The 21,826-nt window shown below is 72.9% G+C and carries 18 protein-coding genes; 6 read left to right on the top strand and 12 right to left on the bottom strand.

The features are described 5' to 3' along the window. The first annotated feature begins 185 nt into the window (after positions 1 to 185). On the top strand, positions 186 to 3,500 hold the full coding sequence (gene lysX, locus ADL29_RS33200; RefSeq protein ID WP_053927251.1) for a bifunctional lysylphosphatidylglycerol synthetase/lysine--tRNA ligase LysX: 3,315 nt from the start codon (positions 186 to 188) through the stop codon (positions 3,498 to 3,500). Positions 3,501 to 3,506: 6 nt separating this feature from the next. Here lysX and ADL29_RS33195 read toward each other — a convergent pair whose 3' ends face one another. Genes ADL29_RS33195 through ADL29_RS33185 form a run of 3 tightly spaced genes read right to left on the bottom strand, consistent with a single transcriptional unit; the run spans position 3,507 to position 6,756 of the window. After that, positions 3,507 to 4,535, bottom strand: coding sequence for a TolB-like translocation protein (locus ADL29_RS33195; protein ID WP_053927250.1), 1,029 nt, complete (start codon positions 4,533 to 4,535; stop codon positions 3,507 to 3,509). Further along, a complete protein-coding gene (locus ADL29_RS33190) occupies positions 4,532 to 5,833 on the bottom strand; it encodes an MFS transporter (protein WP_053927249.1) in 1,302 nt (433 codons plus the stop codon). Before ADL29_RS33190 ends, ADL29_RS33195 begins: the two co-directional genes overlap by 4 nt. Before the next feature lie 29 nt (positions 5,834 to 5,862). Then, the gene (locus ADL29_RS33185) at positions 5,863 to 6,756 is read right to left on the bottom strand and encodes an alkaline phosphatase family protein (protein WP_053927248.1); all 894 of its coding nucleotides are present in this window, start codon (positions 6,754 to 6,756) and stop codon (positions 5,863 to 5,865) included. A gap of 212 nt (positions 6,757 to 6,968) precedes the next feature. Here ADL29_RS33185 and ADL29_RS33180 point away from each other — a divergent pair, with 212 nt between their 5' ends. After that, the gene (locus ADL29_RS33180) at positions 6,969 to 7,862 is read left to right on the top strand and encodes a LysR family transcriptional regulator (RefSeq protein WP_053927247.1); all 894 of its coding nucleotides are present in this window, start codon (positions 6,969 to 6,971) and stop codon (positions 7,860 to 7,862) included. 176 nt (positions 7,863 to 8,038) lie between these two features. Here ADL29_RS33180 and ADL29_RS33175 read toward each other — a convergent pair whose 3' ends face one another. Genes ADL29_RS33175 through ADL29_RS33155 form a run of 5 tightly spaced genes read right to left on the bottom strand, consistent with a single transcriptional unit; the run spans position 8,039 to position 14,129 of the window. After that, the gene (locus tag ADL29_RS33175) at positions 8,039 to 9,115 is read right to left on the bottom strand and encodes a 2-hydroxyacid dehydrogenase (protein ID WP_053927246.1); all 1,077 of its coding nucleotides are present in this window, start codon (positions 9,113 to 9,115) and stop codon (positions 8,039 to 8,041) included. Positions 9,116 to 9,148: 33 nt separating this feature from the next. Next, positions 9,149 to 9,775, bottom strand: coding sequence for a histidine phosphatase family protein (locus ADL29_RS33170; RefSeq protein ID WP_053927245.1), 627 nt, complete (start codon positions 9,773 to 9,775; stop codon positions 9,149 to 9,151). Continuing rightward, a complete protein-coding gene (locus ADL29_RS33165; RefSeq protein ID WP_053927244.1) occupies positions 9,772 to 11,259 on the bottom strand; it encodes an FGGY-family carbohydrate kinase in 1,488 nt (495 codons plus the stop codon). Before ADL29_RS33165 ends, ADL29_RS33170 begins: the two co-directional genes overlap by 4 nt. Next, entirely contained in the window at positions 11,252 to 12,778 is a 1,527-nt protein-coding gene (locus ADL29_RS33160; RefSeq protein WP_053927243.1) for an FGGY-family carbohydrate kinase, read from the bottom strand. The genes ADL29_RS33165 and ADL29_RS33160 overlap by 8 nt, the downstream gene beginning before the upstream one ends. Before the next feature lie 13 nt (positions 12,779 to 12,791). Further along, the gene (locus tag ADL29_RS33155) at positions 12,792 to 14,129 is read right to left on the bottom strand and encodes an MFS transporter (RefSeq protein ID WP_053927242.1); all 1,338 of its coding nucleotides are present in this window, start codon (positions 14,127 to 14,129) and stop codon (positions 12,792 to 12,794) included. A gap of 242 nt (positions 14,130 to 14,371) precedes the next feature. On the opposite strand from ADL29_RS33155, the gene ADL29_RS33150 reads away from it, so the two are divergent. Next, complete coding sequence (locus ADL29_RS33150; protein WP_053927241.1) at positions 14,372 to 15,154, top strand: DeoR/GlpR family DNA-binding transcription regulator; 783 nt, start codon at positions 14,372 to 14,374, stop codon at positions 15,152 to 15,154. 41 nt (positions 15,155 to 15,195) lie between these two features. Here ADL29_RS33150 and ADL29_RS33145 read toward each other — a convergent pair whose 3' ends face one another. Both ADL29_RS33145 and ADL29_RS33140 read right to left on the bottom strand, forming a co-directional pair. Beyond that, complete coding sequence (locus ADL29_RS33145; RefSeq protein ID WP_053927240.1) at positions 15,196 to 15,651, bottom strand: acyl-CoA thioesterase; 456 nt, start codon at positions 15,649 to 15,651, stop codon at positions 15,196 to 15,198. 97 nt (positions 15,652 to 15,748) lie between these two features. Continuing rightward, on the bottom strand, positions 15,749 to 16,975 hold the full coding sequence (locus tag ADL29_RS33140; protein WP_046924759.1) for a S1 family peptidase: 1,227 nt from the start codon (positions 16,973 to 16,975) through the stop codon (positions 15,749 to 15,751). A 103-nt stretch (positions 16,976 to 17,078) separates the two neighbouring features. Here ADL29_RS33140 and ADL29_RS33135 point away from each other — a divergent pair, with 103 nt between their 5' ends. Further along, a complete protein-coding gene (locus ADL29_RS33135; RefSeq protein WP_107095152.1) occupies positions 17,079 to 17,582 on the top strand; it encodes a cell wall hydrolase in 504 nt (167 codons plus the stop codon). On the opposite strand, the gene ADL29_RS33130 is transcribed toward ADL29_RS33135, so the two are convergent. Beyond that, complete coding sequence (locus ADL29_RS33130; RefSeq protein ID WP_053927239.1) at positions 17,534 to 18,481, bottom strand: DMT family transporter; 948 nt, start codon at positions 18,479 to 18,481, stop codon at positions 17,534 to 17,536. The genes ADL29_RS33135 and ADL29_RS33130 overlap by 49 nt on opposite strands. Before the next feature lie 149 nt (positions 18,482 to 18,630). Between ADL29_RS33130 and ADL29_RS33125 the strand changes: the two genes are divergently transcribed. Further along, the gene (locus ADL29_RS33125; protein ID WP_053927238.1) at positions 18,631 to 19,542 is read left to right on the top strand and encodes a LysR family transcriptional regulator; all 912 of its coding nucleotides are present in this window, start codon (positions 18,631 to 18,633) and stop codon (positions 19,540 to 19,542) included. Between the two features lie 27 nt (positions 19,543 to 19,569). Here the strand turns inward: ADL29_RS33125 and ADL29_RS33120 are convergent, their stop codons facing one another. Beyond that, the gene (locus ADL29_RS33120) at positions 19,570 to 20,931 is read right to left on the bottom strand and encodes a hypothetical protein (RefSeq protein WP_053927237.1); all 1,362 of its coding nucleotides are present in this window, start codon (positions 20,929 to 20,931) and stop codon (positions 19,570 to 19,572) included. A gap of 246 nt (positions 20,932 to 21,177) precedes the next feature. Here ADL29_RS33120 and ADL29_RS33115 point away from each other — a divergent pair, with 246 nt between their 5' ends. Beyond that, on the top strand, positions 21,178 to 21,786 hold the full coding sequence (locus ADL29_RS33115; protein WP_053927236.1) for a hypothetical protein: 609 nt from the start codon (positions 21,178 to 21,180) through the stop codon (positions 21,784 to 21,786). The last annotated feature ends 40 nt before the right edge of the window (positions 21,787 to 21,826 follow it).

Below are 21,826 nucleotides of genomic sequence, written 5' to 3'. Positions count from 1 at the left end.
CCGGCACACCCGCCACTTCCGCACCCTCGACGAAAGTCCCCTCTATGCCCCAGCCCTCCTCCCCTGCCCGCAGCGGGCCGGCGTGCTGGGCGGCGGCGGCACGGCCGACGGACCGGAGACTGGATGGGCGAACGGCCCCACAGCAGCTGACCCCTTTCCAAGCCCAAAAAGCCTAATGTGACGGAATGAGCACCGTGCAGGACCAGGATCAACTTTCGGCGTGGCGGCGTTTTCGGCGCCGTGTGCCCAACGGCTTCGCCATCACCTTCAGCATGCTGGGGCTCTTCTGCGCCCTGATGGCACTTATCGGGCCCCTGCGGCGCGGCCTCCGGCCGGTGATCTACTGGCTGGACACCCTCACCATCCCGGTGACGCCGAACTTCGCGTATGCCGCGTTTCTTCTTCTGCTCGGCGCCGCGCTGGCCGCCCGTAAACGGGTGGCGCTGTGGTTCCTGGTCGCATACATGGTGATGGTCACCCTCGGGGGTGCCCTGTTCGTCGCCGCGGGCTACTGGGAGTACGCGTTCTCCGTCGTGCTGTGCGTCGGCGTGCTGGTGCTGCTGCTCGCCGCGCACCGCGAGTTCTACGCGATCACCCGGCGCGGGGCGTTCCTGCGGGCCATCGGCGTGCTGGCCGGCGGGCTGGTTGCGGCGGTGCTGATCGGCTGGGGTCTGGTCTCGCTGTTCCCCGGCACGCTGGCATCCGGCGGCGGGAACCGGCTGCTGTGGACCGCCAACCGCGTCAGCGGCGAACTCGCCTTCGGCCATCCCTTCACCGGACATCCGCCGCACTGGGTCGGCACCGTGGTGGGACTCCTCGGCGCGCTGGCACTGCTGAACGCCGCCGCCGCACTGTTCCGCTCGCAGCGGATGGAGGCCGCGCTGCACGGCGACGAGGAGGCCCGTATCCGGGCACTGCTCGACCGCTACGGCAGCCAGGACTCGCTGGGCTACTTCGCCACCCGCCGCGACAAGGCCGTGGTCTTCTCCCCCAGCGGCAAGGCCGCCGTCACCTACCGCGTGGAGACCGGCGTCTGCCTGGCCAGCGGTGACCCGGTCGGCGACCGGGAGGCCTGGGGCCCGGCGATCGAGGCCTGGCTGGAGGTCGCCGGACGGTACGGCTGGCAGCCGGCCGTCATGGGTGCCAGCGAGGAGGGCGCCAAGGCGTTCGCGCGCGCCGGGCTGGGCGCGCTGCAGCTGGGCGACGAGGCGATTCTGTACGTCAAGGACTTCGAGCTGGACGGCCGCGACATGCGGGTGACCCGGCAGGCCGTCAACCGCGTCGAGCGCACCGGCGCCACCTTCCGGCTGCGCCGCCACTCGGCGCTGTCGGACGAGGAGATGCAGGAGGTCATCCACCGGGCGGACGCCTGGCGCGACACCGAGACCGAGCGCGGCTTCTCGATGGCGCTGGACCGGCTCGGCGACGAGGCGGACGGGGACTGCCTGCTGGCGGAGGCCTTCGACGGCGACGGCAACATGATGGCGCTGCTGTCCTTCGTCCCCTGGGGGACGGACGGCATCTCGCTGGATGTGATGCGCCGCGACCGTTCCGCGCCCAACGGCGTCATGGAGTACATGGTCGCCCAGCTGTGCGCCCAGGCCGGGCAGCTCGGGGTGCGCCGGATCTCGCTGAACTTCGCGGTCTTCCGGTCCGCCTTCGAAGAGGGCGGCCGGATCGGCGCGGGCCCGGTGCTGAAGTTCTGGCGCAAGCTGCTGCTGTTCTTCTCCAAGTGGTGGCAGCTGGAGGCGCTCTACCGCTCCAACGCCAAGTACAACCCCCAGTGGTACCCGCGCTTCCTGTGCTACGCGGATGCCGGTGCGCTGGCCCGGATCGGGCTCGCGTCCGGTATCGCCGAGGGCTTTGTGGCCGTACCGAGCCTGGGCAAGCTGTGGGGCAAGGGCCACAAGAAGAAGGTGCTGGCCCCGGCGAGCACCGCGGGGCTGCCGTCGCTGCACGAGCTCGGGCTGGTGCGCACCCCCGCCACCGAGGAGGAGCAGCGCGCGGCGGAGCTGGCCGCGCTGCCCGAGCAGGTCCGGGTGCGCCACCACAAGCTGGAGCGGCTGCGCGAGGCGGGCACGGACCCGTATCCGGTGGGCGTGCAGCGCACGCACACCCTCGGCGAGGTGCGCGACGCCCACCCGGACCTGGCGGCCGGGACGCGTACCGGCACGTCCGTCACCGTCGCCGGGCGGGTGCTGCTCACCCGTGACCACGGCGGGGTGCTCTTCGCGGTGCTGCGGGACTGGTCGGGCGATCTGCAGATCGCGCTGACCCGGGACGGCAGCGGCAAGGAGCTGCTGGACCGCTTCGGCTCGGACATCGACCTCGGTGACCATGTCGAGGCCGAGGGCGAGATCGGCGCGAGCGACCGCGGTGAGCTGACCGTGTTCGTGACGCAGTGGCGGCTGACCGCCAAGTGCCTGCGGCCGCTGCCCGACAAGCGGCGCGGCCTCTCGGACCCGGAGGCCAAGGTCCGCCAGCGGTATGTGGACCTGGTCGTCTCGCCGGATGCGCGGGAGACCGTACGGGCGCGCAGCACGGCCGTGCAGGCGCTGCGGCAGGGGCTGATCGACCGCGGCTATCTCGAGGTCGAGACGCCGATGCTGCAGCAGATCCACGGCGGCGCCAACGCCCGCCCGTTCCACACCCACATCAACGCCTACGACCTCGATCTGTATCTGCGCATCGCGCCGGAGCTGTATCTGAAGCGGCTGTGCGTGGGCGGCATGGAGAAGGTCTTCGAAATGGGACGGACGTTCCGTAACGAGGGCATCTCCTACAAGCACAACCCCGAGTTCACGATGCTGGAGGCGTACCAGGCGTTCGCCGACTACGACGTGATGCTGGACCTGACCCGGGAGCTGATCCAGGGGGCGGCCGTTGCCGCGTTCGGCAGCGCCACGGCCCGTAAGGCGGATGCGAACGGCCGGCTGGTCGAGCACGACATCTCGGGGATCTGGCCGGTCAAGACGGTCTACGGCGCGATCTCGGAGGCGCTCGGCGAGGAGGTCGACGCGGACACCGAGCCGGATGTGCTGCGGCGGCTGTGCCTGCGCGCGGCGGTGCCGGTGAAGCCGGAGATGGGACGCGGGGACATCGTCCTGGAGATGTACGAGCGGCTGGTGGAGGAGAAGACCACCCTCCCCACCTTCTACAAGGACTTCCCCACCGATGTCTCGCCGCTGACCCGTCAGCACCGCAAGGACCCGCGGCTCGCCGAGCGCTGGGACCTGGTCGCCTTCGGCACCGAACTGGGCACCGCCTACTCGGAGCTGACCGACCCGGTCGAGCAGCGCCGGCGGCTCACCGCCCAGTCGCTGCTGGCGGCGGGCGGCGACCCGGAGGCTATGGAGCTGGACGAGGACTTCCTGCAGGCGCTGGAGTACGCGATGCCGCCGACCGGCGGTCTGGGCATCGGCGTGGACCGGCTGGTGATGTTCCTGACCGGTCTGTCGATCCGCGAGACGCTGCCGTTCCCGCTGGTGCGGCGGCGCTGAGGGAACCTAGCGCCCGATGACAGCGGGCGAGACGGCGGAGGCCACCACCTTGCGGGGGTGGCCTTCGCCGTTCGCGGGGACCTGCCACAGGTCGGCGCCGTAGTCCCCCGGAAGGGCGTAGAGGAGCGTGTTCCGGTCCCGCCACAGCGCCTGGTCGTCGACGCTCGCCCGCTCGGCCAGCGGTGTCTCGCGGCCGTTGCGCAGATCCAGGACGTACAGCCGCCAGGGCGCGTCCGCCCCCTTGGGGCGGACGCGTTTCTTGAAGGCGATGCGGGTGCCGTCCGGGGAGAGGGACGGGCATTCGACGTTCTCGCGGACGGCGGTCAGGGTGCGGCGGGACAGGTTTCCGCGGACGAGATAGGTGCGGCCCTGGGTGCCGAGGGTGGCGTAGAAGGTGGTGTCGTCGGCGGCGAAGGTCACGCCCCAGAAGTTGTGGTCGACGGCCCGGTGGCGGCGGCCGTCGACCAGGACGCTGAAGTCCTCCAGGCTGTCGTGGAGGGTGCGGGTCCGGGTGTCGTAGATCGCGGTACGGGTGGAGAAGGCGCCGCCCGCGTACGAGTCGCCGCTGACGAACACCGTCCAGGCGACGAGCCGGCCGCTGGGCGAGACCCTGGCGCGGGTGGGGATACCGGGCACGGGGAAGCGGCGCAGGGCCCGCATGCGGGAGTCCAGGAGCACGGCTTCGTGGCCCGGCACCACGCCCCCCTTGGAGCGCAGGCAGATTCCGGTGCCGGCGGCGGCGTGGAAGCGGAGGCAGTCTCTGGGGGCGGCGGTACGGGCGGCGCCGGGGGCCGTGAGCGGGACGGCGGCGAGGTGGTCGCGCAGGGGTCCCCACGCCAGGTTCCGGAAGATCAGGCGTCCTGGGTGGTTCAGGTCCCACTCCCCCTTGTTCACGGTCGGTTGGCCCGGTCTGCTGTGGTCGCGTTCGTCGGCGCGGCCGGCCGCACGGACCACCGCGACGAGGGCGCCCGCGAGGAGCAGGGCCGTGACCGCGAGGAGTACCGGGAGGCGGTGGCGGGCGGGGGGCGGCGTCATGCGGTGGCCTTTCCGGAGGTGGGGGCCGTGCTGCCGCCGGTGGCCGTGCCGCGGGCGAGGATCAGGGCGCAGACCGCGACGGCGGTGGCCAGGGCACCGGCCGCGGCGGCCAGCGCCGTACCGGGGCCGAAGGAGGTCCATGCCGCGCCGAAGAGCACCGCGGCGGCGAAGCGGCCCACGGCCTGCCCGGTCTGTATCAGGGCGAGGCCGCTCGCGCGCAGAGCCGGTGGGAGGAGTGGGGCGGCGGCGGCCATCAGCACCCCGTCGGTGGCGGCGTAGAAAGTGCCCAGGAGGAGGAACAGGGAGGCAGCGGTGGGGAGTTGGGGGACCGCCTGGGTGAGCAGGAGGAGGTAGGCGGCGAGCAGGAGGCCGTGACCGGCGAGGAAGACGCGCAGGCGCCCCGCGCGGTCCGCGAGGCGGCCGATCGGGAGGGCGAGCAGCAGGAAGGCCGCCGCGGTGCCGACCGGCAGCAGCGGGAACCACCGGGCGTCGAGGTGGTGGCGCTGCTGGAGGACGAGGTAGAGAAAGGCGTCGCTGATGGTGGCGGTGCCCAGGAGGACGGCGGCCAGGCCGAGGCGGGGCACGCCGGGCGTACGGGCGAGGGTGCGCAGCGCGCGTACGGCGCCCGGGAGGGGGGTTCCGGTACGGCGCTCGGCGGTGGACGGGCGCGGCTCGCGGACGTAGAGGACGAGGAGCAGGACGCCGAACACGGCGCAGCAGAAGCTGACGTCGAAGACCGCGTCGTAGCCGTCGTGGGCGGCCCACAGGATGCCGAAGGCGGCGAGCGGGCCGAGCAGGGCGCCGGCGGTGTCCAGGGTGCGGTGGACGCCGAAGGCGCGGCCCTGTTCCCCGGGGGTGGTGGACAGGGAGATCAGCGCATCGCGTGGGGCGCTGCGCAGGCCCTTGCCGGTGCGGTCGGCGGCCAGGACGGCGCCGATCGCCCAGGGGGTGGTGACGGCGAGCAGGGCGGGTTTGCAGACCGCGGAGAGGGCGTAGCCGGTGCCCGCGACGAGTTTGCGGCGGCGGGTACGGTCCGCGGCGTACGAGCCCCCGAGCCGGACCAGGGCGGTGACGCCCTGGTAGACGCCGTCGAGCAGGCCGTAGGCGAGCGGGGTCATGCCCAGGCCCGCGACCAGGTACAGCGGGAGGACGGCGGTGACCATCTCCGAGGAGACGTCCGTGACCATGCTGACCAGGCCGAGGGCGACGACATTGCCGGCGACGGCGCGGCGGACGGAGGGCCGGTCGCGTGCGACACCGGCCGAGGCGTCGGCGGCGCGGCTGGACGAGAGATACACGGGCGTCTCCTCGGGCGGGAGGCCTGCGGTCAGCGGGCGGCGGTGTCGAACGCTCCGGTCACCGGGGTGGCCGTGGCGGCGTTGCCGGCGTGTCCGGTGCCGTACATGTCCTCGAAGGTCCGCAGCAGGCTGTAGTGGTTGTACGCGCCGTCGACGGTGCCCTGTTTGACGTGGGCGCCGGAGAAGACGGACGCGATCCGGTTGGAGCCGAGGTAGTTGTCCTCGTCCCAGGTGAGCACGAGCAGGCTGTTGTGGGCCTTGGCCCACTGGGCGTAGGTGTCGAGGTTGTTCTTGATCCAGGTGTCACCGCTGCCGACGGCGCAGTCGTGCATGTCGTTGCACAGGTCCGGGACGACGAAGGACAGCGTGGGCAGCTTGCCGAAGTCGTCCTTGGGGAACTGCGCGAAGGTCTTGCCGGTGGTGACCGGGACGTTGCTGAAGGCGAACCAGGGGTTGTGCTTCTGCGCGTACTTGCCGCTGGAGCAGGCCGTGGAACCCTCGCCGGGCAGGCCCTCGTTGTAGCTGGCGAAGGTCTTGCCGGCGGCGATCAGCTCCTGGCCGAGGTTGGGGGCGTTCATCGACTGGGCGGTGTAGCAGCCGTCGCCGGTGATGCCCTGGGTGGCGCCGGAGAAGAGGTTGAAGTAGTTCGGCTGGCTGGGGTGGGTGAGCGCCTTCATGCCGGTCAGACTGGCGCCGCCCTGGGCGAGTTGGTTGATGTAGGGCGCCTTGGAGCTGCCGATGATCTGGCCGTACTGCTTGTTCTCGAAGACGGCGATGACGACGTGGTCGTAGGCCGGCAGTGCGGCCTGGTGGCCGTGGGGCCTGGTGCCGTGCGCCTGGGCGGTGGTGGCCGCGGCGATCAGGCCGAGCGCGCCGAGGGCCGCGGCGAGCGTGCGGCGCAGCCGGAAGGTGTGGTGTCCCATGGGTCTCACTCCTTGGTCTTCTCGTGGTGCCGGTACCCGGTTGCGCGGTCGGCGGGTGCGGCGGCGGCCACGGCGGGCGGCGGGCCGGGGGCATCGTGGAACCGCTGCCTTGCACTGTCAACGGCCTTGTGCGGCACGGCCCATGCCCGCTCGGCATGGTTCGGTGCCGAGCGGGTCTTACGGGTTCACCCTGCGGCGGCTACCGTCCGCCCATGGCCCTCACCCTCCAGCAGCTGCGTTATCTCGTCGCGGTCGCGGACTGCCGGTCCATCACCGCCGCGGCCGCCGCCGTCTATGTCGCCCAGCCCGCGCTGTCCCGGGCCGTCCAGGCACTGGAGCGGGACCTGGAGGTGGAGCTGGTGACCCGTAGCGGCCGGGGTGTGGAGCTGACGCCCGAAGGGGCCCGGGTGGTGCGGCTGGCCCGTACGGTGCTGGCCGCGGTGGACGCGATCGAGGACATCGGCGCGGCTCACGGGGGTGGTGCGGGCCAACAGCTGTGTGTGGTCGCGACCCCCACCCTCGCGATCGATCTCGCGGCGGAGATGCTGCCGGCCTTCACCGCGCGCCATCCCGAGGTGGGTGTCCGGCTGCTGCAGCACGACAGCCGCGAGGCGCTGGTGCAGTGTCTGGCGAACGGAGCGGCGGAGCTGGGGCTGGTGGATCTGCCGGTGGACCAGGAGCTGTCCTCGCATCATCTCCACGAGCGTGAGGTGGTGCTGGTCTCGCCGCCCGGTTCCGCGCTGCCCGATCCCCTGCCGCTGCGGCGGCTGAACGGTCTGCGGCTGGTGCTGCCGACCCGGGGCACCGGCCGGCGCACCGAGCTGGAGTCCATGTTCAGCCGGCTGGGTGTGCGACCGGTGGCGGCGCTGGAGGTGGATGAGCGGCTGGCGTGGGTGGCGAGCGTGCTGGGCGGGCACGGCTCGCTGATCTGGTATCGCGATATGGCTCTGCGGGCCTTCGGCTCGCGCGCCGAGGTGCGGTCGTTCAGCCCCGCGCTGCTGCGCCCGGTGGGCCTCGTGCACGCGCGCAGCCGGCTGAGCCGCCCGGCCCGCGCGTTCCTCGCCCATGCCCGGCACAAGGCGCCGGTACGGGAGCCGTCGGGCTGAGCGGAGCGCGGCGCGGCGGGGCGGGGCGGGGCGGCCGTGTGCCATACCGGCGGGTCCCGGCCCCGGCGCCGCACCGCAGCGGGCCGCCGCCCCGGAGCGCGCCCGAACCGGACACCGGCTGTCTCCGCGCCCCGTCCGGCGCCGGGCTCGCCGAGGCCGCGCCCGGCTGCTGACCGTCAACCTGCCTTCAGCGCCTCGGGGTTGGCGCAGTGCGCCAGCGGTTCGCCGCGCAGATAACGGCCGACGTCCCCGGCGACGATCCGCGCGGCCTTGTGTGCGACCTGCCGGCTGCCGCCCGCGATATGCGGGGTGAGGACGACGCCGGGGGCGGTCAGCAGCCGGGAACCGGCCGGGATCGGTTCCTCGGGGAATACATCGAATCCGCAGCCCGCCAGCTGTCCCGACTCCAGCGCGTCGCAGACCGCGTCGTAGTCGAGCAGCGCGCCGCGGGCGCAGTTGACCAGGACGGAGCCGTGCGGCATGGCGGCGATCCGGTCGCGGCCGATCATGCCCTTGGTCTCTTCGGTGACCCGGGCGTGCAGCGAGACGATGCGGGAGCGGGAGAGCAGCTCGTCGAGGGAGACCTGTTCGGCGGTGCCGGCCAGCGCCTCGGGGTGGACGTACGGGTCGTGGACGAGAACCCGGGCGCCCATCGCGGCGAGGACCTTGGCGACGCGGCTGCCGATGGCGCCGTAGCCGATCAGGCCGACGGTGGTGCCGTCGATCTCGATGCCGCAGTTGTCGTAGTCGTAGTAGTCGCCGCGCCAGACGCCGCGGCGCAGGTCGGTGTGGGTGTCGCCGACGCCGCGGGCGGCGGCGAGCAGCAGGGTGAGGGTGTGTTCGGCGGTGGCGGTGGCATTGCGGCCGGGCGCGTAGCAGACCGCGACGCCGTGCCGGGTGGCGGCGTCGAGGTTGGCGTTGACCGGGCCGCCGCGGCTGGTGCAGAACAGCTTCAGATCGGGGCAGTTGGCGAGGATCCGCGCGGTGAGCGGGCCGTGTTCGGTGACGCAGATCTCGACGCCGCGGAGCGCCTCGATCATCTCGTCCTCGGTGCCGGATGCCTCGATGACCTCGGCGACCGGGCCGAAGGGGGTGTGCGGCCAGCCGAACTGTATCTCGCGGATGTCCAGCGGCGTGTCCCCGGCCGCGGTGCGCACCGCCTCGGCGAACAGGCTCGGGCGGATGAAGTGGTTGCCGGCGGCGAGGACGGTGGTGGGCACGGTGGTCGCGGTGGGCACGGCGGGGCTGCTCATGGTGGGGGCTGCTCCTGGGAAGGGGGTGGTCGGTCAGTGCAGGGCGGGGGTCTGGCTCAGGGCCGGGGCGTTGAGGCTGAGCAGTGCGGTCCGGCCGTGCTCGATACGGATCTCGGTGAGGGCGCCGTTGTCCAGCCGGGGGAAGACCCGGCGGTAGTCGGCGAGCGGGATGCCGAGGAGGTGGCAGAGCAGCAGCCGGAGCAGGGTGGAGTGGGCGACGACGAGGATGCGGCCGTCGGGCTCTGCCCGGGCGACGTCGGCGAGGAATGCCGCGGCGCGTTCGGCGGCCTTGCGGGGGTGCTCGCCGCCGGGCAGATGGCTGTCGACCGGGTCGGTGAGAAACGCCGCCAGCAGCTCGGGGAAGCGCTGCCGCATCTCGTCCCTGGTCAGGCCCTCGCCCCGGCCGAAGTCGAGTTCGTAGAGCCGCTCGTCGGTGCGCGGGGTCAGGCCGCAGGCGTCGGCGGCGGGGGCGGCGGTGAGCCGGGCGCGGGAGAGCGGGGAGCTCCACACTCCGGTGAGCGAGGCCGTGGCGGCCCAGGCGGCGAGGGTCGCGGCCTGTTCGCGGCCCTGGTCGGTGAGGGGGACGTCGGTGCGGCCGGCGTAGCGGTTCTCCGCATGCCAGACGGTTTCGCCATGGCGTACGAGGATGAAGTCGGTCACGGGGCGGCCCTCCTGCGGGCGTGTGCGGCCACGGCGTGGTCGAGCCAGCCGCGGCGGGTGAGTGCGTCGAGAAAGCGGAGGTAGACGGGGAGCCAGCGGGCGGTACGGGCCGGGTCCGGGACGATCTCGTCGCCGGTCCGGACCATCGCGGCGGCCGCCTCCTCGAGTCCGGCGCCCGAGGACGTGGCGGCGAGCACGGCCATGCCGAGGGCGCCCTCGGCCTGTTCGGGCAGGCGCACGGAGCGGCCGAGGACTTCGGCGCGCAGCCGGCACCAGTAGCGGTTGCGGGCGCCGCCGCCGGTGAAGGTGAGCGGTCCGTCGACGGGTGCGCCGAGGTGGTCGAGATAGTCGAAGCAGAGCCGTTCGAGGCAGGCGACGCCGAGGAGGTGGGCGTGGAACTCGGCGGCGCGGGTGGGGACTTCGCCGAGGATGAAGGGTTCTGCGTCGGGGGCGCGGAAGGGGAAGCGTTCGCCGCCGGTGGAGACCAGCGGGTAGGCGACCGCGTCCGGGGCGAGGGCGGCGGCCTGCTCGGTGAGCACATCGAGGTTCTCGCCGTGGAAGTACTGGGAGAGCACGCCCGCGCCGCTGCTGGAGGCGCCGCCCGGCAGCCAGCTCTCCCCCGGTCCGCGGTGGCAGTAGACGACGCCCGCCGGGTCCCGGACCAGGTGGGGGCTGCTGCCCTTGAGGACGAGGGTGGTGCCGAGGACGGAGTTCCAGGCACCGGGCGCGAGGGCGCCGGCGCCGATCTGGGCGGCGCAGCCGTCCGTCATCCCGGCGACGATGGCGGTGCCGGCAGGGATGCCGGTGGTGTCGGCGGCCTGGGGGCATACGGTGCCGAGCACGGCTCCCGGGCGTACGACATCCGGCAACAGGCTCTCCGGAACGCCGAGTCCGGCCATCACCTGATCCGGCCACCGTTCCTCGATCAGGTGGTATCCGGTCTTGAGGGCATGGCTGGCGTCGGCGGCGACCTGGTGCCCGGCCAGTCGCCAGGTGATCAGATCGACCTGGTGCAGCAGCCGGGCGCCCTCGGTCCGTGGCGTATGGTCCAGCAGCCAGCGGAGCTTGGGCAGCGCCCAGGAGGGCTGCATGCTGCGGTAGCCCAGCTCCTGCCAGACCTCCGCGCCCGCCTCGTTGACGGCCGCGGCCTGGATGTCGGCGCGCCCGTCGTCGTACATCAGGCCCGGGGTGAGCGGGGTGCCGTGGGCGTCGGCGAGCAGGATCGTGCCGGAGGTGCCGTCGAGGGCGAGGCCGCGGATGCGCCGCGGGTCGATGCCGTCCAGGGCTTCCCGGCAGGCGGCGGACAGCGCGGTCCACCACTCCTGCGGGTCCTGTTCGTGACGCCGGCCCTCGCGGTGGCCGGTCAGCGGGCGGGCGGCGGTGGCCAGGACCTGGCCGGTGCCGTCGACGGCGACGCAGCGGGCGCTCTGGGTGCCGAGGTCGAGGCCGAGCCAGACGCCGTCGAGGGTGGGGGTGTCAGACACCGGTGCCTCCGAGAGGGGTGGTCACGCGCGGGCTCCCTTTCCAGACGGCGCCGCTGCGCCAGCCGGCCTCCCGGGCGAGGTCGCGCCAGGCGAGGAAGTCCTCGTAGAGCGCGCCGTAGAACGCCGCGCGCTCCGGGTCCGGCTCCCAGCTGCGCTGCATCCGGACGTACTTGTCGGCGGCGCGGTGCATGCTGGACTCGGCGCCGGTACGGACCAGGCCCGTCAGGAAGGCTCCCTTGGCGCCGAGTTCGGTGTCGCCGGAGCGGGCGGTCGGCACGCCCGTCGCATCGGCGATCAGTGCGCACCAGGCGTCGCTGTTGGCGCCGCCGCCGCACAGCCGCAGTTCGCTGATCTCCGTGCGGGCGGCGGCCAGCGAATCGCGCAGGACCAGGGAGAGTCCGTCGAAGACCGCACGTGCCAGGTCGGCGGGGGTGTGCTCCAGGGACATGCCCCAGAACGAGCCGCGGGCGCGCGGGTCCAGGAACGGCGCCCGCTCCCCCGCCGGGGAGAGATACGGCAGAAACGTCAGCCCCCGGGCGCCGGGCTCCGAGGCGAACGCCAGCTGTGCCAGCTCGGGCGGGCCCGGCAGATGCAGCAGCCGGGCCGCCCAGCCGAGCACCTCGGCGCCGTTGAGGGTGGGGAAGGCGCGCAGCACCCGTTCGCGGCCGCGGTAGGCGATGTTGATGCCGGACGGCTCGCCGCTGGTGTCGATCTCGGTGCGGACGATCTCGGTGCACAGGGTGGTGCCGAGGATGCTGCAGGCCTGGCCGGGGTTGACCACGCCGACGCCGCGGGCGGTGGCGGCGATGTCGTACGGGGACATCACGACCGGCAGTCCGGCGGGCAGGCCGAGCCGGCCGGCGGCCTCGGTGGTCAGCTCGGCGATGCGCTCCGACTCCCCGAGGACCGTGGGCAGCAGCCGCCGGCAGTCGGTCAGACCGAACAGTTCGAGGATGTACGGGTCGTAGTCGCCGGTGGTGTGGTCCAGGAACGGAGCCGAGGCATCGGATTCATCGGTCGCCCGCACGCCGGTGAGGCGCAGGAAGAGCCAGCCGGCGGCGGTGAGCGAGGTGGCGGAGCGGGCGAGGCGGTCGGGGTCGTGGGCGGCGAGCCAGCTGAAGAGGGCGTTGGGCATGCCGGTGCAGGTCAGCGAGCCGTTGCGGCGGAAGGCCGCCTCGAGGACGCCCTCGCGCTGCCAGGCGGTGAGCAGGTCCCCGGCGCGCCCGTCGGACCACAGGATGGCGGGTCCGGTGGGGCGCCCGCGGTCGTCGACGAGCCAGGCGCCGTCCCCCTGGGCGGTGAAGGACACCAGCCATACGGGGTCGGCCAGGCCGTCGAGGACCTCGCGGACGGTGTGGACGACGGCGCTCCAGACGGCCTCCATGTCCTGTTCGGCCCAGCCGGGGTGCGGGCGCAGGACCTCGGTGGCCCGGCGGGCGACGGCGATCTCGGTGCCCTGGTCGTCGAAGACGACGGACTTGATCACCGTGGTGCCGACGTCGATGGTCAGTACGGACATCAGTGGGGTCCTCTCACGCCGCGGACGGGACGGCGGCGGGGGCTCCGGTTTCCGGTGTGCCGTCCGCGGCGTCCGGCCCGTCCGGCAGCTTCAGGAACAGGGCCAGAACGGTGCTCACCGCGTACATTCCCGCGAAGATCCAGACCACCCCGGCGACGCCGAGCGGGCCCACGAAGACCGCGACCACGGCGGGGCCGACGAAGGTGCTGGCGCCCGCGCCCAGGTTGAGTGCGGCCAGCGCCTGTCCCTTGTGCCGCGGCTCCATGGAGGGCACCAGCGCCGAAAGCGGTACATATCCCGCCAGCGTAGCGCCGTAGAAGGCGGCCACCACCAGGGCGAGCGGGAAGTTGGCGCCCGCCGCGTTCGGTACGTAGAAGAGCAGCAGGGTGCTCACGGTGCAGCCGGCGCCGCCGAACCAGGCGATGGTGCGGCGCCAGCCGAAGCGGTCGCCGACCACGCCGAACAGCAGGTTGGCGAAGATATTGGTCGCGAACATCGCGCTGAGCAGGTGCAGCCACTGGGTGAGGCTGAAGCCGACGGTCCTGGTGAAGTGGATCGGCATGATCACGAAGAAGCCGAACTGGGAGGCGGTGTTGATGACCCGGACGACCGAGCCCATGCCGACGCGCGGGTTGCGCCACAGGATGGTGACGCTGCCGACGAGCGTGCCGAGCGGGCTCCCGGTCCGGTCCTGCCTGGCGCCCCGGTCGTCCCGTACCAGCAGCAGGGCGATCAGTCCGCCGGCGGCGACCAGCACCAGCGCGGCCCACAGGGTGGCGTAGGCGCCGATGTGCGGGATGAGTCCGCTGGCGACCAGCGAGCCGAGGGTGGGCAGGCCGCCGGTGAAGGCGAACCAGAACCAGCCCATGGCGGTGCCGAGGCGGGCGCGGGGTGCCACCGCGGCGATCCAGACCAGGAAGCCGTAGGCGAAGAGCGGATAGCCCAGGCCGCGCAGCCCGTAGCTGAGCATCATCAGTGGATAGCTGGCCAGGGGGAGGGCGGCGGCCAGGAAGAGCAGCTGGAAGGCGGCCCAGATACCCAGGCCGGTCCACATGACGCGGCGCGGGCCCCACAGATCGGAGAGCACTCCGGAGAGCCAGGCGGCGATGCCGGCGGCGATGCCGTAGACGGTGAAGAGCACGGCGACGCGGGACTCGGAGAAGCCCCGGTCGGTCAGATACGGCGAGAGATAGCCGGACTCGACCCCGTCTCCGATCATGAAGAGGAGGAGTCCGAGGTATCCCCAGACGAGGGTGCGGGGGATGCCCAGGCGGGTGATCAGCGAAGGCGGGGGAGCGCTGGGCGAAGAAGCGCTCGGAGGGGAAGCGGGAGAGGCAGGAGAATTCGTCATCGAGTCTCCCTTTCTGCGGCGGCTCGGCGGGAGAGGCAGGACAAGGGGGGTGGACGGAGCGATCGAACAGCCGCGCAGAATCTGCCGTCAATGGCCGTCAAAATCTTCGCATCGGGGCCGCGACCAGCCATGTTGCGTCGTGGCGGAACCGCATGTGGACAGGGCTGACACCCCGCGTGCAGTGTTAAATCCGTGCGAACATAACGCGGCGAATTCACTCGACGGCGACGCAGGAGGGCGCGATGGACCGGGTCGAGGCCCAGGACGAGCGGCGGCGGCAGATGCGCGAGCGGGTCATCGCCAGCGGGTTCGTGCGCACTTCTGACCTCGCCGAGGAGTTCGGCATCAGCCTGATGACCGCACACCGCGACCTGGACGCGCTTCAGGCCCAGGGCTGGCTGCGCAAGGTCCGCGGCGGCGCGACCGGCCTGCCCTCGGCGCAGTTCCACGGCAGCGTCGCGGAGCGGATGGCCACCATGGCGGCCACCAAACAGCAGCTGGCGCGGGCCGCGGCGACGCTGCTGGTCCCCGGGCAGACGGTGCTGCTCGACGACAGCACCACCTGCCTCCTGCTGGCCCACCAGACCGCCGGGCACACCCCGCTGACCGTGATCACCAACTCCCTCCCGGCGATCGCCACCCTCGCCAAGGAGCCCGGTATCTCACTGATCACGCTGGGCGGCGCGTACTTCCCGGCGTATGACGCCTTCATGGGGCTGCACACGGCGGACGCGGTACGGGCCTTCCGCGCCGACGTCCTGTTCATGTCCACCACGGCCGTGATCAACGGCCGCTGCTATCACACATCGCCCGAGACGGTGCAGGTCAAGCGGGCCATGATGGAGAGCGCGGCGCGCCGGGTGCTGGTCGCCGACCACACGAAGTTCACCAAGGACGGGCTGTACGCGCTCGCCCCGCTGACCGACTTCGAGCTGCTGATCGTGGACGACGGCCTGCCGGCGGAACAGATCCGCGCGGTGCGGGCGGCGGGCACCGAGGTGAAGGTGGTGCCGCAGAAGCCCTGAGCAGGCGTCAGGGCCCCGAGCGGACGTCAGAACGGGAGGCGCTAGCTCAGCCCCAGCGCCGTCGTTTCGGCGGCCAGCTCGCGGAAGGCCGCCCGCGGGTCCGTGAGCAGCTTGCGCTTCTCGAGGTCGAGCAGGCCGCCCACGGCGGTCAGTTCGGCGGCCACCGTGCCGTCCGCCTTGGTGACCGTCTGCTCGACGGTGAAGGTCCTGCCCTCGCCCCACACGAACGCGCAGCTGACTTCGACCTCGTCGCCGGCCCGGAGCTCACGCCGGTAGCGGATGGTCGTCTCGATCGTCACCGGGCCGATGCCCCGCGCGAGCAGGTCGCTCTGCCGGACGCCGCACGCCTGCAGCAGCGACCAGCGGGCGTGCTCGGCGTACTGGAGGTAGACGGCCTGGTTGAGATGCCCCTGGGTGTCCGTCTCGTAGCCGCGGACGGTGACCCCCACGGTGAACGGTGCCGTGCCGCCCTCTGCCGCTGCCGCTGCTTCTGCCACGTCGTCTCCCGCTCCCCGTAGGCGCCGGCCCACCGGGCAGACGCGCTGGGCCTCACTGGCCCCTCGCGTCACATGGTAGGCGCCGGGGAACCGGCCGTCAGGAGCCGCCCGTCTTCAGCTTCAGATCCCACTTGTCCAGTGCCTCGTCGATCGGCTGGAAGATGGTGACGGTGTCGCCGCCCTCGCTGCAGGTGGCCGTGCCGCCGCCGGAGTGCACGCCGACGGCCTTCGGGGTGCTGGGCTGGGTGACGTACGAACCGCCCGAATCCCCGGGTGCCGAGCAGGCGTTGGTGAACGAGAGCCCGTCGACGATGGCGGTGCCGTAGTCCACGGTCTGGTCGGCCCGGGTGATCTCGCCGCAGTGCCAGCCGGTGGCTTCACCGGAATGGCAGACGGACATGCCGGACACAGCCTCCTGCGAGCCGGTGACGGCCACCGGCTGGCCGCCCTGGCCGGCCACGTTCGGAGAGATCTTCCAGCCCGGCCCGTCCACGGTGACCAGACCGAAGTCGCCCTCGCGTCCGATCACGCTGTGCCCGCCGCCCTCGTTGGAGGTGCCCAGGAGGCTGCCGTCCTTGCCGTACGCGGCCTGGTCGGCGTCGTCGGTGCAGTGACCGGCCGTCACAAAGCCCTGGTAGCCGTCCGCGCCGGTCACCGAGAAGCCGATGGAGCAGATGCCCTCCTGGCCGGGCATCCAGCGTTCCCCGCCGATGACCGTGCCGCCCTGCTGGCGCGGTGCCTGGTCGCTGCGCTCGATGGTCACGGGGATGTGCGAGGGGGCGGCGAGCGAGCGCACGGCGTTCTCGAAGGCATCGGTCGCGGAGCTGCTCGCCCGGCGGTCGACGCGCACCACGACGCCGTTGGCGCGCTCGTCCACGCCCCAGCCGGTGACGCCGGCCACGCCCTTGCCGGCCCTGGTGCTGATCTGCCGGACGAGTTCGGTGAGCTCGGCCCGGGTGTGGGTGACGGTCTTGGGCAGCGCACCGGCGGCCCGTACCCGCTCCGCGTCCTCGGCGACGGTGACCGCGACGATCAGCTTGCCGACCGTCTTGTCGAACCACATACCGGCCGGGGGCGCGGAGAGCACCCGGCGCACCGCGGTCGCGGCCCGCTGCGCCTCGGCCTCCTGGGCGAGCCGGGTACGGGCCTGGTCGGGCGTCAGACCGAGGTCGCGGCGCATCGCATCGAGCATGCCGCGGGGCGAGGGCTGGGGCGTGGGGTCGGTGTGCGGTGCTGCCTGGGCCGGGCTGAACGGGCCGGTGGCCGCCAGGAGGGCGGCCATGGTCGCGCCCCACAGAGCGGTCTTGCGAAAGCGGCGGTGCATCGGGGATCTCCTCGCGGTGTCGAGTACGCATCGATGCCGGTCTGCCGAGCCTCGTCGACCGCACGGCACGCGGCATCGCGGAGATCCCTTGCATCATGGCCCGGTGACATCACACCCCGATCGCCAACTGCCCATCCCCTGCGGGCCGGACGCCCTGGCCCGGCTGCCGGAGGCCTTCCGCAACGTCAGCTACTCGGGCGCCCGCCATCCGGGAGCGGGGACACCTGAATGCCCGTCACCCACCGGGGACGCGGCCGACGATCTCGCCGGGGGCGCGAACTGCCAGCGCTATGCCTATGCCGTACTGCGCCATTTCGGCCTGTGGGTCCCGCCCCTGCGGTCGGCGGAGCTGTGGGCGGACGAGCGGGCGACGGTACCCGCCGAGCGGCCGCGGCCGCTGGATCTGGTGCTCTTCGACGGCGGGCCGGTCGTGGGACGTCCCACCGGGTACGGCGCTCATGTCGGCGTCCATCTGGCGCCCGGTCAGGTGCTGCATCTGTGCAAGGAGGCCGGGCGGCCCGCCGTGTGGAGCTACGCCGATTTCGCGGTGCGGCCGCGCTATGCGCGTTTCCTGGGCGCCAAGCGGGTGGCCGGTGCCGCCGGGTGACGGGCGACGACCCGCGGCTCCCGGTCCGGGCGCCGGTTGAGCAGCACCACACCGAGGACGGTGACCGCGCCGCCCGCCAACTCCACAGGATTCGGCACCTCGTTGAGCCAGCCGAAGGCGACGAGAAGCGCGACCGGCGCGACGAGATAGAGCGCCCCGGTGGAGGTCGCGAGCGGCAGCCGGGCGACCGCATGGCCCCATATGACGAAGCCCAGGGCGGACGGCAGCAGGCCCAGGTACAGCACGGCGCCGAGGGCGTCCACCGGGGCACCGGCGACGGCCCGCACCGTGTCCGGGATCAGCGGCGCCGCGAACACCGTGCCCGCCCACATCGCGTACGACGCCACCTCAAGGCCCGTGTAACGCCGTAGCAGGGGCTTGGTCGCAACGTGGTAGACGCCCTGGACGACGGCCGCCGCCAGCACCACCAGGGCGCCCGCGGAGAACCCGGTGGCGCCGCCGCCGCACGCGACGACGGCGGCACCGGCGAGGGCGGTGAGGCTTCCGGCGACCACCTGACGGGTGATCGGCTCGGCCAGGAAGGCACCGGCGAGCAGCACGCTGAAGACCGGTGCGGCGGCGATCAGCAGGCTCGCGGTGCCGGCCGGGACATGGACCTCGCCCCAGTTGAGGAGCACCTGATAGGCGGTCATCCCGGTGGCGCCGCAGACCGCGATCAGCGGCAGGTCGCGCGCCCGGGGCCGCCGTACACCGGCGAACGGGGCGACGGCGGCGAGCGCGGCCGAGGCGATGGCCAGACGGAGGAGGGACAGCGCGGCGATGCCCAGTCCGGCCACGCCGACACGGATCGCGGGGAAGGCGGAGGCCCAGAGGACCACGGTGCCGGCGAGGGCGAGGATCTGCGGGGCGCGGGGTGTGCGGACGGTGCGGAAGGTCACCGGTCCAGCGTTGCGGCTACGATGGAAAAGATCCAGTGACTGTTTTTTACGCCATCAGTAAGCAGAGCTTCTCGATGGATCGTTGCTCGGCAGATCGTGGCTCAGCAGGTCATTGCCAAGCAGCGCTTCTCGAGGTGTGGGGAGGACCCTTGCTCGACGTCCGACGTCTGCGTCTGCTGCGGGAGTTCGCCGTCCACGGCACGGTCGCCGCGGCCGCCGAGGCGCTGTGCCTGAGCGGTCCGGCGGTCTCCCAGCAACTGGCCGCGCTGGAGCGGGAAGCCGGCGTGTCCCTGCTGGAGAAACACGGGCGGACGCTGCGGCTGACGCCTGGCGGGCGGCTGCTGGTCGAGCATGCGGAGGTGATCCTCGGCGGCCTCGCCGCGGCCGAGGCCGAGCTGGACGTGCTGCGGGGCGGCGGCCGCGGCCCGGTCCGCGTCGCCGCCTTCCCGTCTGCCGCCCGGGTGCTGCTCCCGGCCGTATGGCGGCTGCTGGCCGGGGCGGTGGATCTGCACCTGGCCGAGCACGAGCCGGAACCGGCGATCGAGGCGCTGCGCCGGCGGGAGACGGACCTCGCGGTGGTGCACGCCTTCAGCCTGCTGCCCCGGGATCTGCCGCCCGGTTGCGACCAGCATCATCTCCAGGACGACCCGGTGCTGGTGGCCTTGCCCCCGCAGCTGGCCGAGCGGCTCGGACTGGCCGCCGACGAGCCGGTCGACCTGGCACGGCTGGCCACGGAGGACTGGCTGCTGTCGGGCCCCGGCACTTCGTGCCATGAGCTGACCCGACGGGCCTGCGGCGCCGCGGGATTCGTGCCCCGGCCCGCCGCGCTGGCCAGCGACTACTCGGTGCTCACCGCCCTGGTCGCGGCGGGCGCGGGCGTCACGCTGGTGCCCCGTATGGCGCTGCCCGCGGCCCCCGGGGCGATCCGTCTGCACCCCCTGAGCCGACCGGTCCGCCGCACGGTCTATGCCCTGACGCCGACGGGCACGTCCGAACAGCCGCAGGTCCGGCGGGTGCTGAGTGCACTGCGCACCGTCGCGCAGGAGCAAGCGCAAGGGTGAGCGCGGCGGACGCGCACCGCCGGCGGCTCAGAAGCCGCCGTCGAAGCCCCCGCCGCCACCGTCGAAGCCGCCGCCGTCGCCGAAGCCGCCGCCCCCGAAGTCGTCCGGGTTGAAGTCGGCCCCGGAGACATCGCCGCCCTCGGCACCCGTCGGACCGCCGAAGTCGGCGCCGTAGGCGGGCGACGACATCATGATGTTGCCGAGTACGGTGCCCACCAGGAGGCCGGGCAGCAGGCCGCCGCCGAAGTAGCCGCCGGCCCAGGGGGCGTAGGCGGGGCCCGCGTCCCAGTAGGGGCGGTCGCCGCGCTCGGTACGGACCGTACGGGCCAGCGGCTCCCGGCCGTCGTCGAGGCGGCTCTTGTCCGCGGCGCAGACCGGTACGGTGCGCTCCGCGCCGCCGGCCGGTGCCCAGGCGACGTCCACGACGGACGGGCCGTGCCGGGGGTCGAAGAAGCAGGGCAGCCGGCGTTCGGGCAGCGGCCGGCCCTCACGCCGGGCGGCGAGCCTGGCCAGTGAGAACCGGCCGTCCTCCAGCGCCTCGGTCACGGCCTGTACCTCACCGGGGTGCTCGGCCCTGGCCATGGCCGATTTGGCGTTCTCGTAGGTGTCCAGCGCATGGCTGTAGTCCGCGCGCATGGCGTCGTCGGCGCCGGGCTCACCGGGGCTGAAGTCGAGCCGGTCCAGCTCCTCGCCGAAGGCCGTGATGTCCTCGTCGACGACGACCCGCAGGGCCTCCAGCGCGGCGCGCTCCTCCTCGGCGCGCCGACGGCGCTGGCGGCGGGCGAGGGCGTACGCGCCACCGCCGCCGATGACGACCAGCGCACCGAGGCCGACGAGCGTGCCGGTGTCGATGCCGGAGTTGTCCGCGCCGCCCCAGGAGGACGGGGCGTGGCCCCTCGCCTGCTGCTCGGCGATGTCGACGAAGTCGTTCAGACGCTGGGCGACCGTGGGGTAGTCGGAGCGCTTGACCGCGCCGACCAGGTTGTGGACCGCGGCGCGCGGCATGACCCGGGGATCGGCCCCGGCGTTGAAGCCGTTGCCGAGTTCGATGGCGTAGACGCCGCTGATGCCGACCTTGGTCCGCAGGTCCTGGAGGACCGTCTTGGGCGGGTACTCGGCGGCCCGCGGCAGCACGGCGATGAAGATCGGCTTGCCGGAGTTCTTGATCTTCTGGGCCAGCGCGTCCGCGTCGGCCTTGGGCAACTGGCCGGAGGCCCGGGGATCGACGTAGACGGGCCCCTGTTTGAGGGCCGCCGCGGCCGTGTCGAGTCCGCCGGCGGCGCGGGCGCCGGGTGCCAGCGCCGTGACCACCGCCAGCAGGACGGCCACCAGCAGGAGTACCGGACCGAACGGCGCTCGACGGGTTGCGGTCTGTATGCCGGTCTTCATGCATATGACGCTACCTGAACAGCCATTTCAGGACATCACCGGCGGCGGAAATCGCTGCCCGGCGGGCCCGACGGCCATTGGAGTGACCGGAAACGGTCCGTCGCCGGTGGAGTATGCCGCGGCCTGCGGGGGCTGTCGCGCCGGGAGTGTCCATCCAGGTGAGCACTCCGCGTGGCGTTTTTGATGATGAAAACACCGGGGATGTACCGGCTCGTCCCACCCCTTCCCCGAGGAAGCGAGATCAGGATGCGCAGGGCCACCTCGATGCTCAGGTCCGTGGCCGTCGCCGTCGCCGCCACCGGTGTCGGCTGTCTGCTGGTGCTGACCCTGCTTCCGTCGCATGCCCGCCCTTGGCCCACGGAGGCGAAGACCACCGGCACCCCCGGCGGCGGGCCCGCCCACGCCGACGTACTGGGCCAGGACGGCCCGGCGGCGCATGTCGCCAACGCCGGCCTGGGCGCCGCCACCGCCGAGCGGCCCGAGCACCGGCAGGCCAAGCACACCCGGCCCAGGCATGCACAGCCCAGGCACGGACACCCCAGGCGCACGGCCCGCAACCTGCGGATCGAGGTGACGGCTCTGCAGCCCGGCCTGAGCTTCCGGGGCAACGGCAGCTTCAGCGTGGACTGGAAGAACAACACCGGCCGCGAGGTGGACGTCTGGCTGACCGTGCGCACCCGCGGCCACCGGATGCAGCGGCTGGGGCTGGTCGCCCCGCGGGCCGGCGCCGGGGCGGTCGGTGAGGCCCTGGTGACGCTGCCCCAGGTGGCGCCGGGCCGCGGATACGCGCTGGAGGTGGCCGCCGACGACGGCATCGCCCATGCCTACAGCACGGCGTTCGCCGTCACCGGCTGACCGCCTCCTCCTTCTCCTCCTTACGGCGCCACCGTCCTAC

Source organism: Streptomyces chattanoogensis, assembly GCF_001294335.1.
GTDB classification, from domain to species: domain Bacteria; phylum Actinomycetota; class Actinomycetes; order Streptomycetales; family Streptomycetaceae; genus Streptomyces; species Streptomyces chattanoogensis.
The sequence above is the reverse complement of the archived record's forward strand: the minus strand, read 5'-3'. Positions and strand labels throughout refer to the sequence as shown.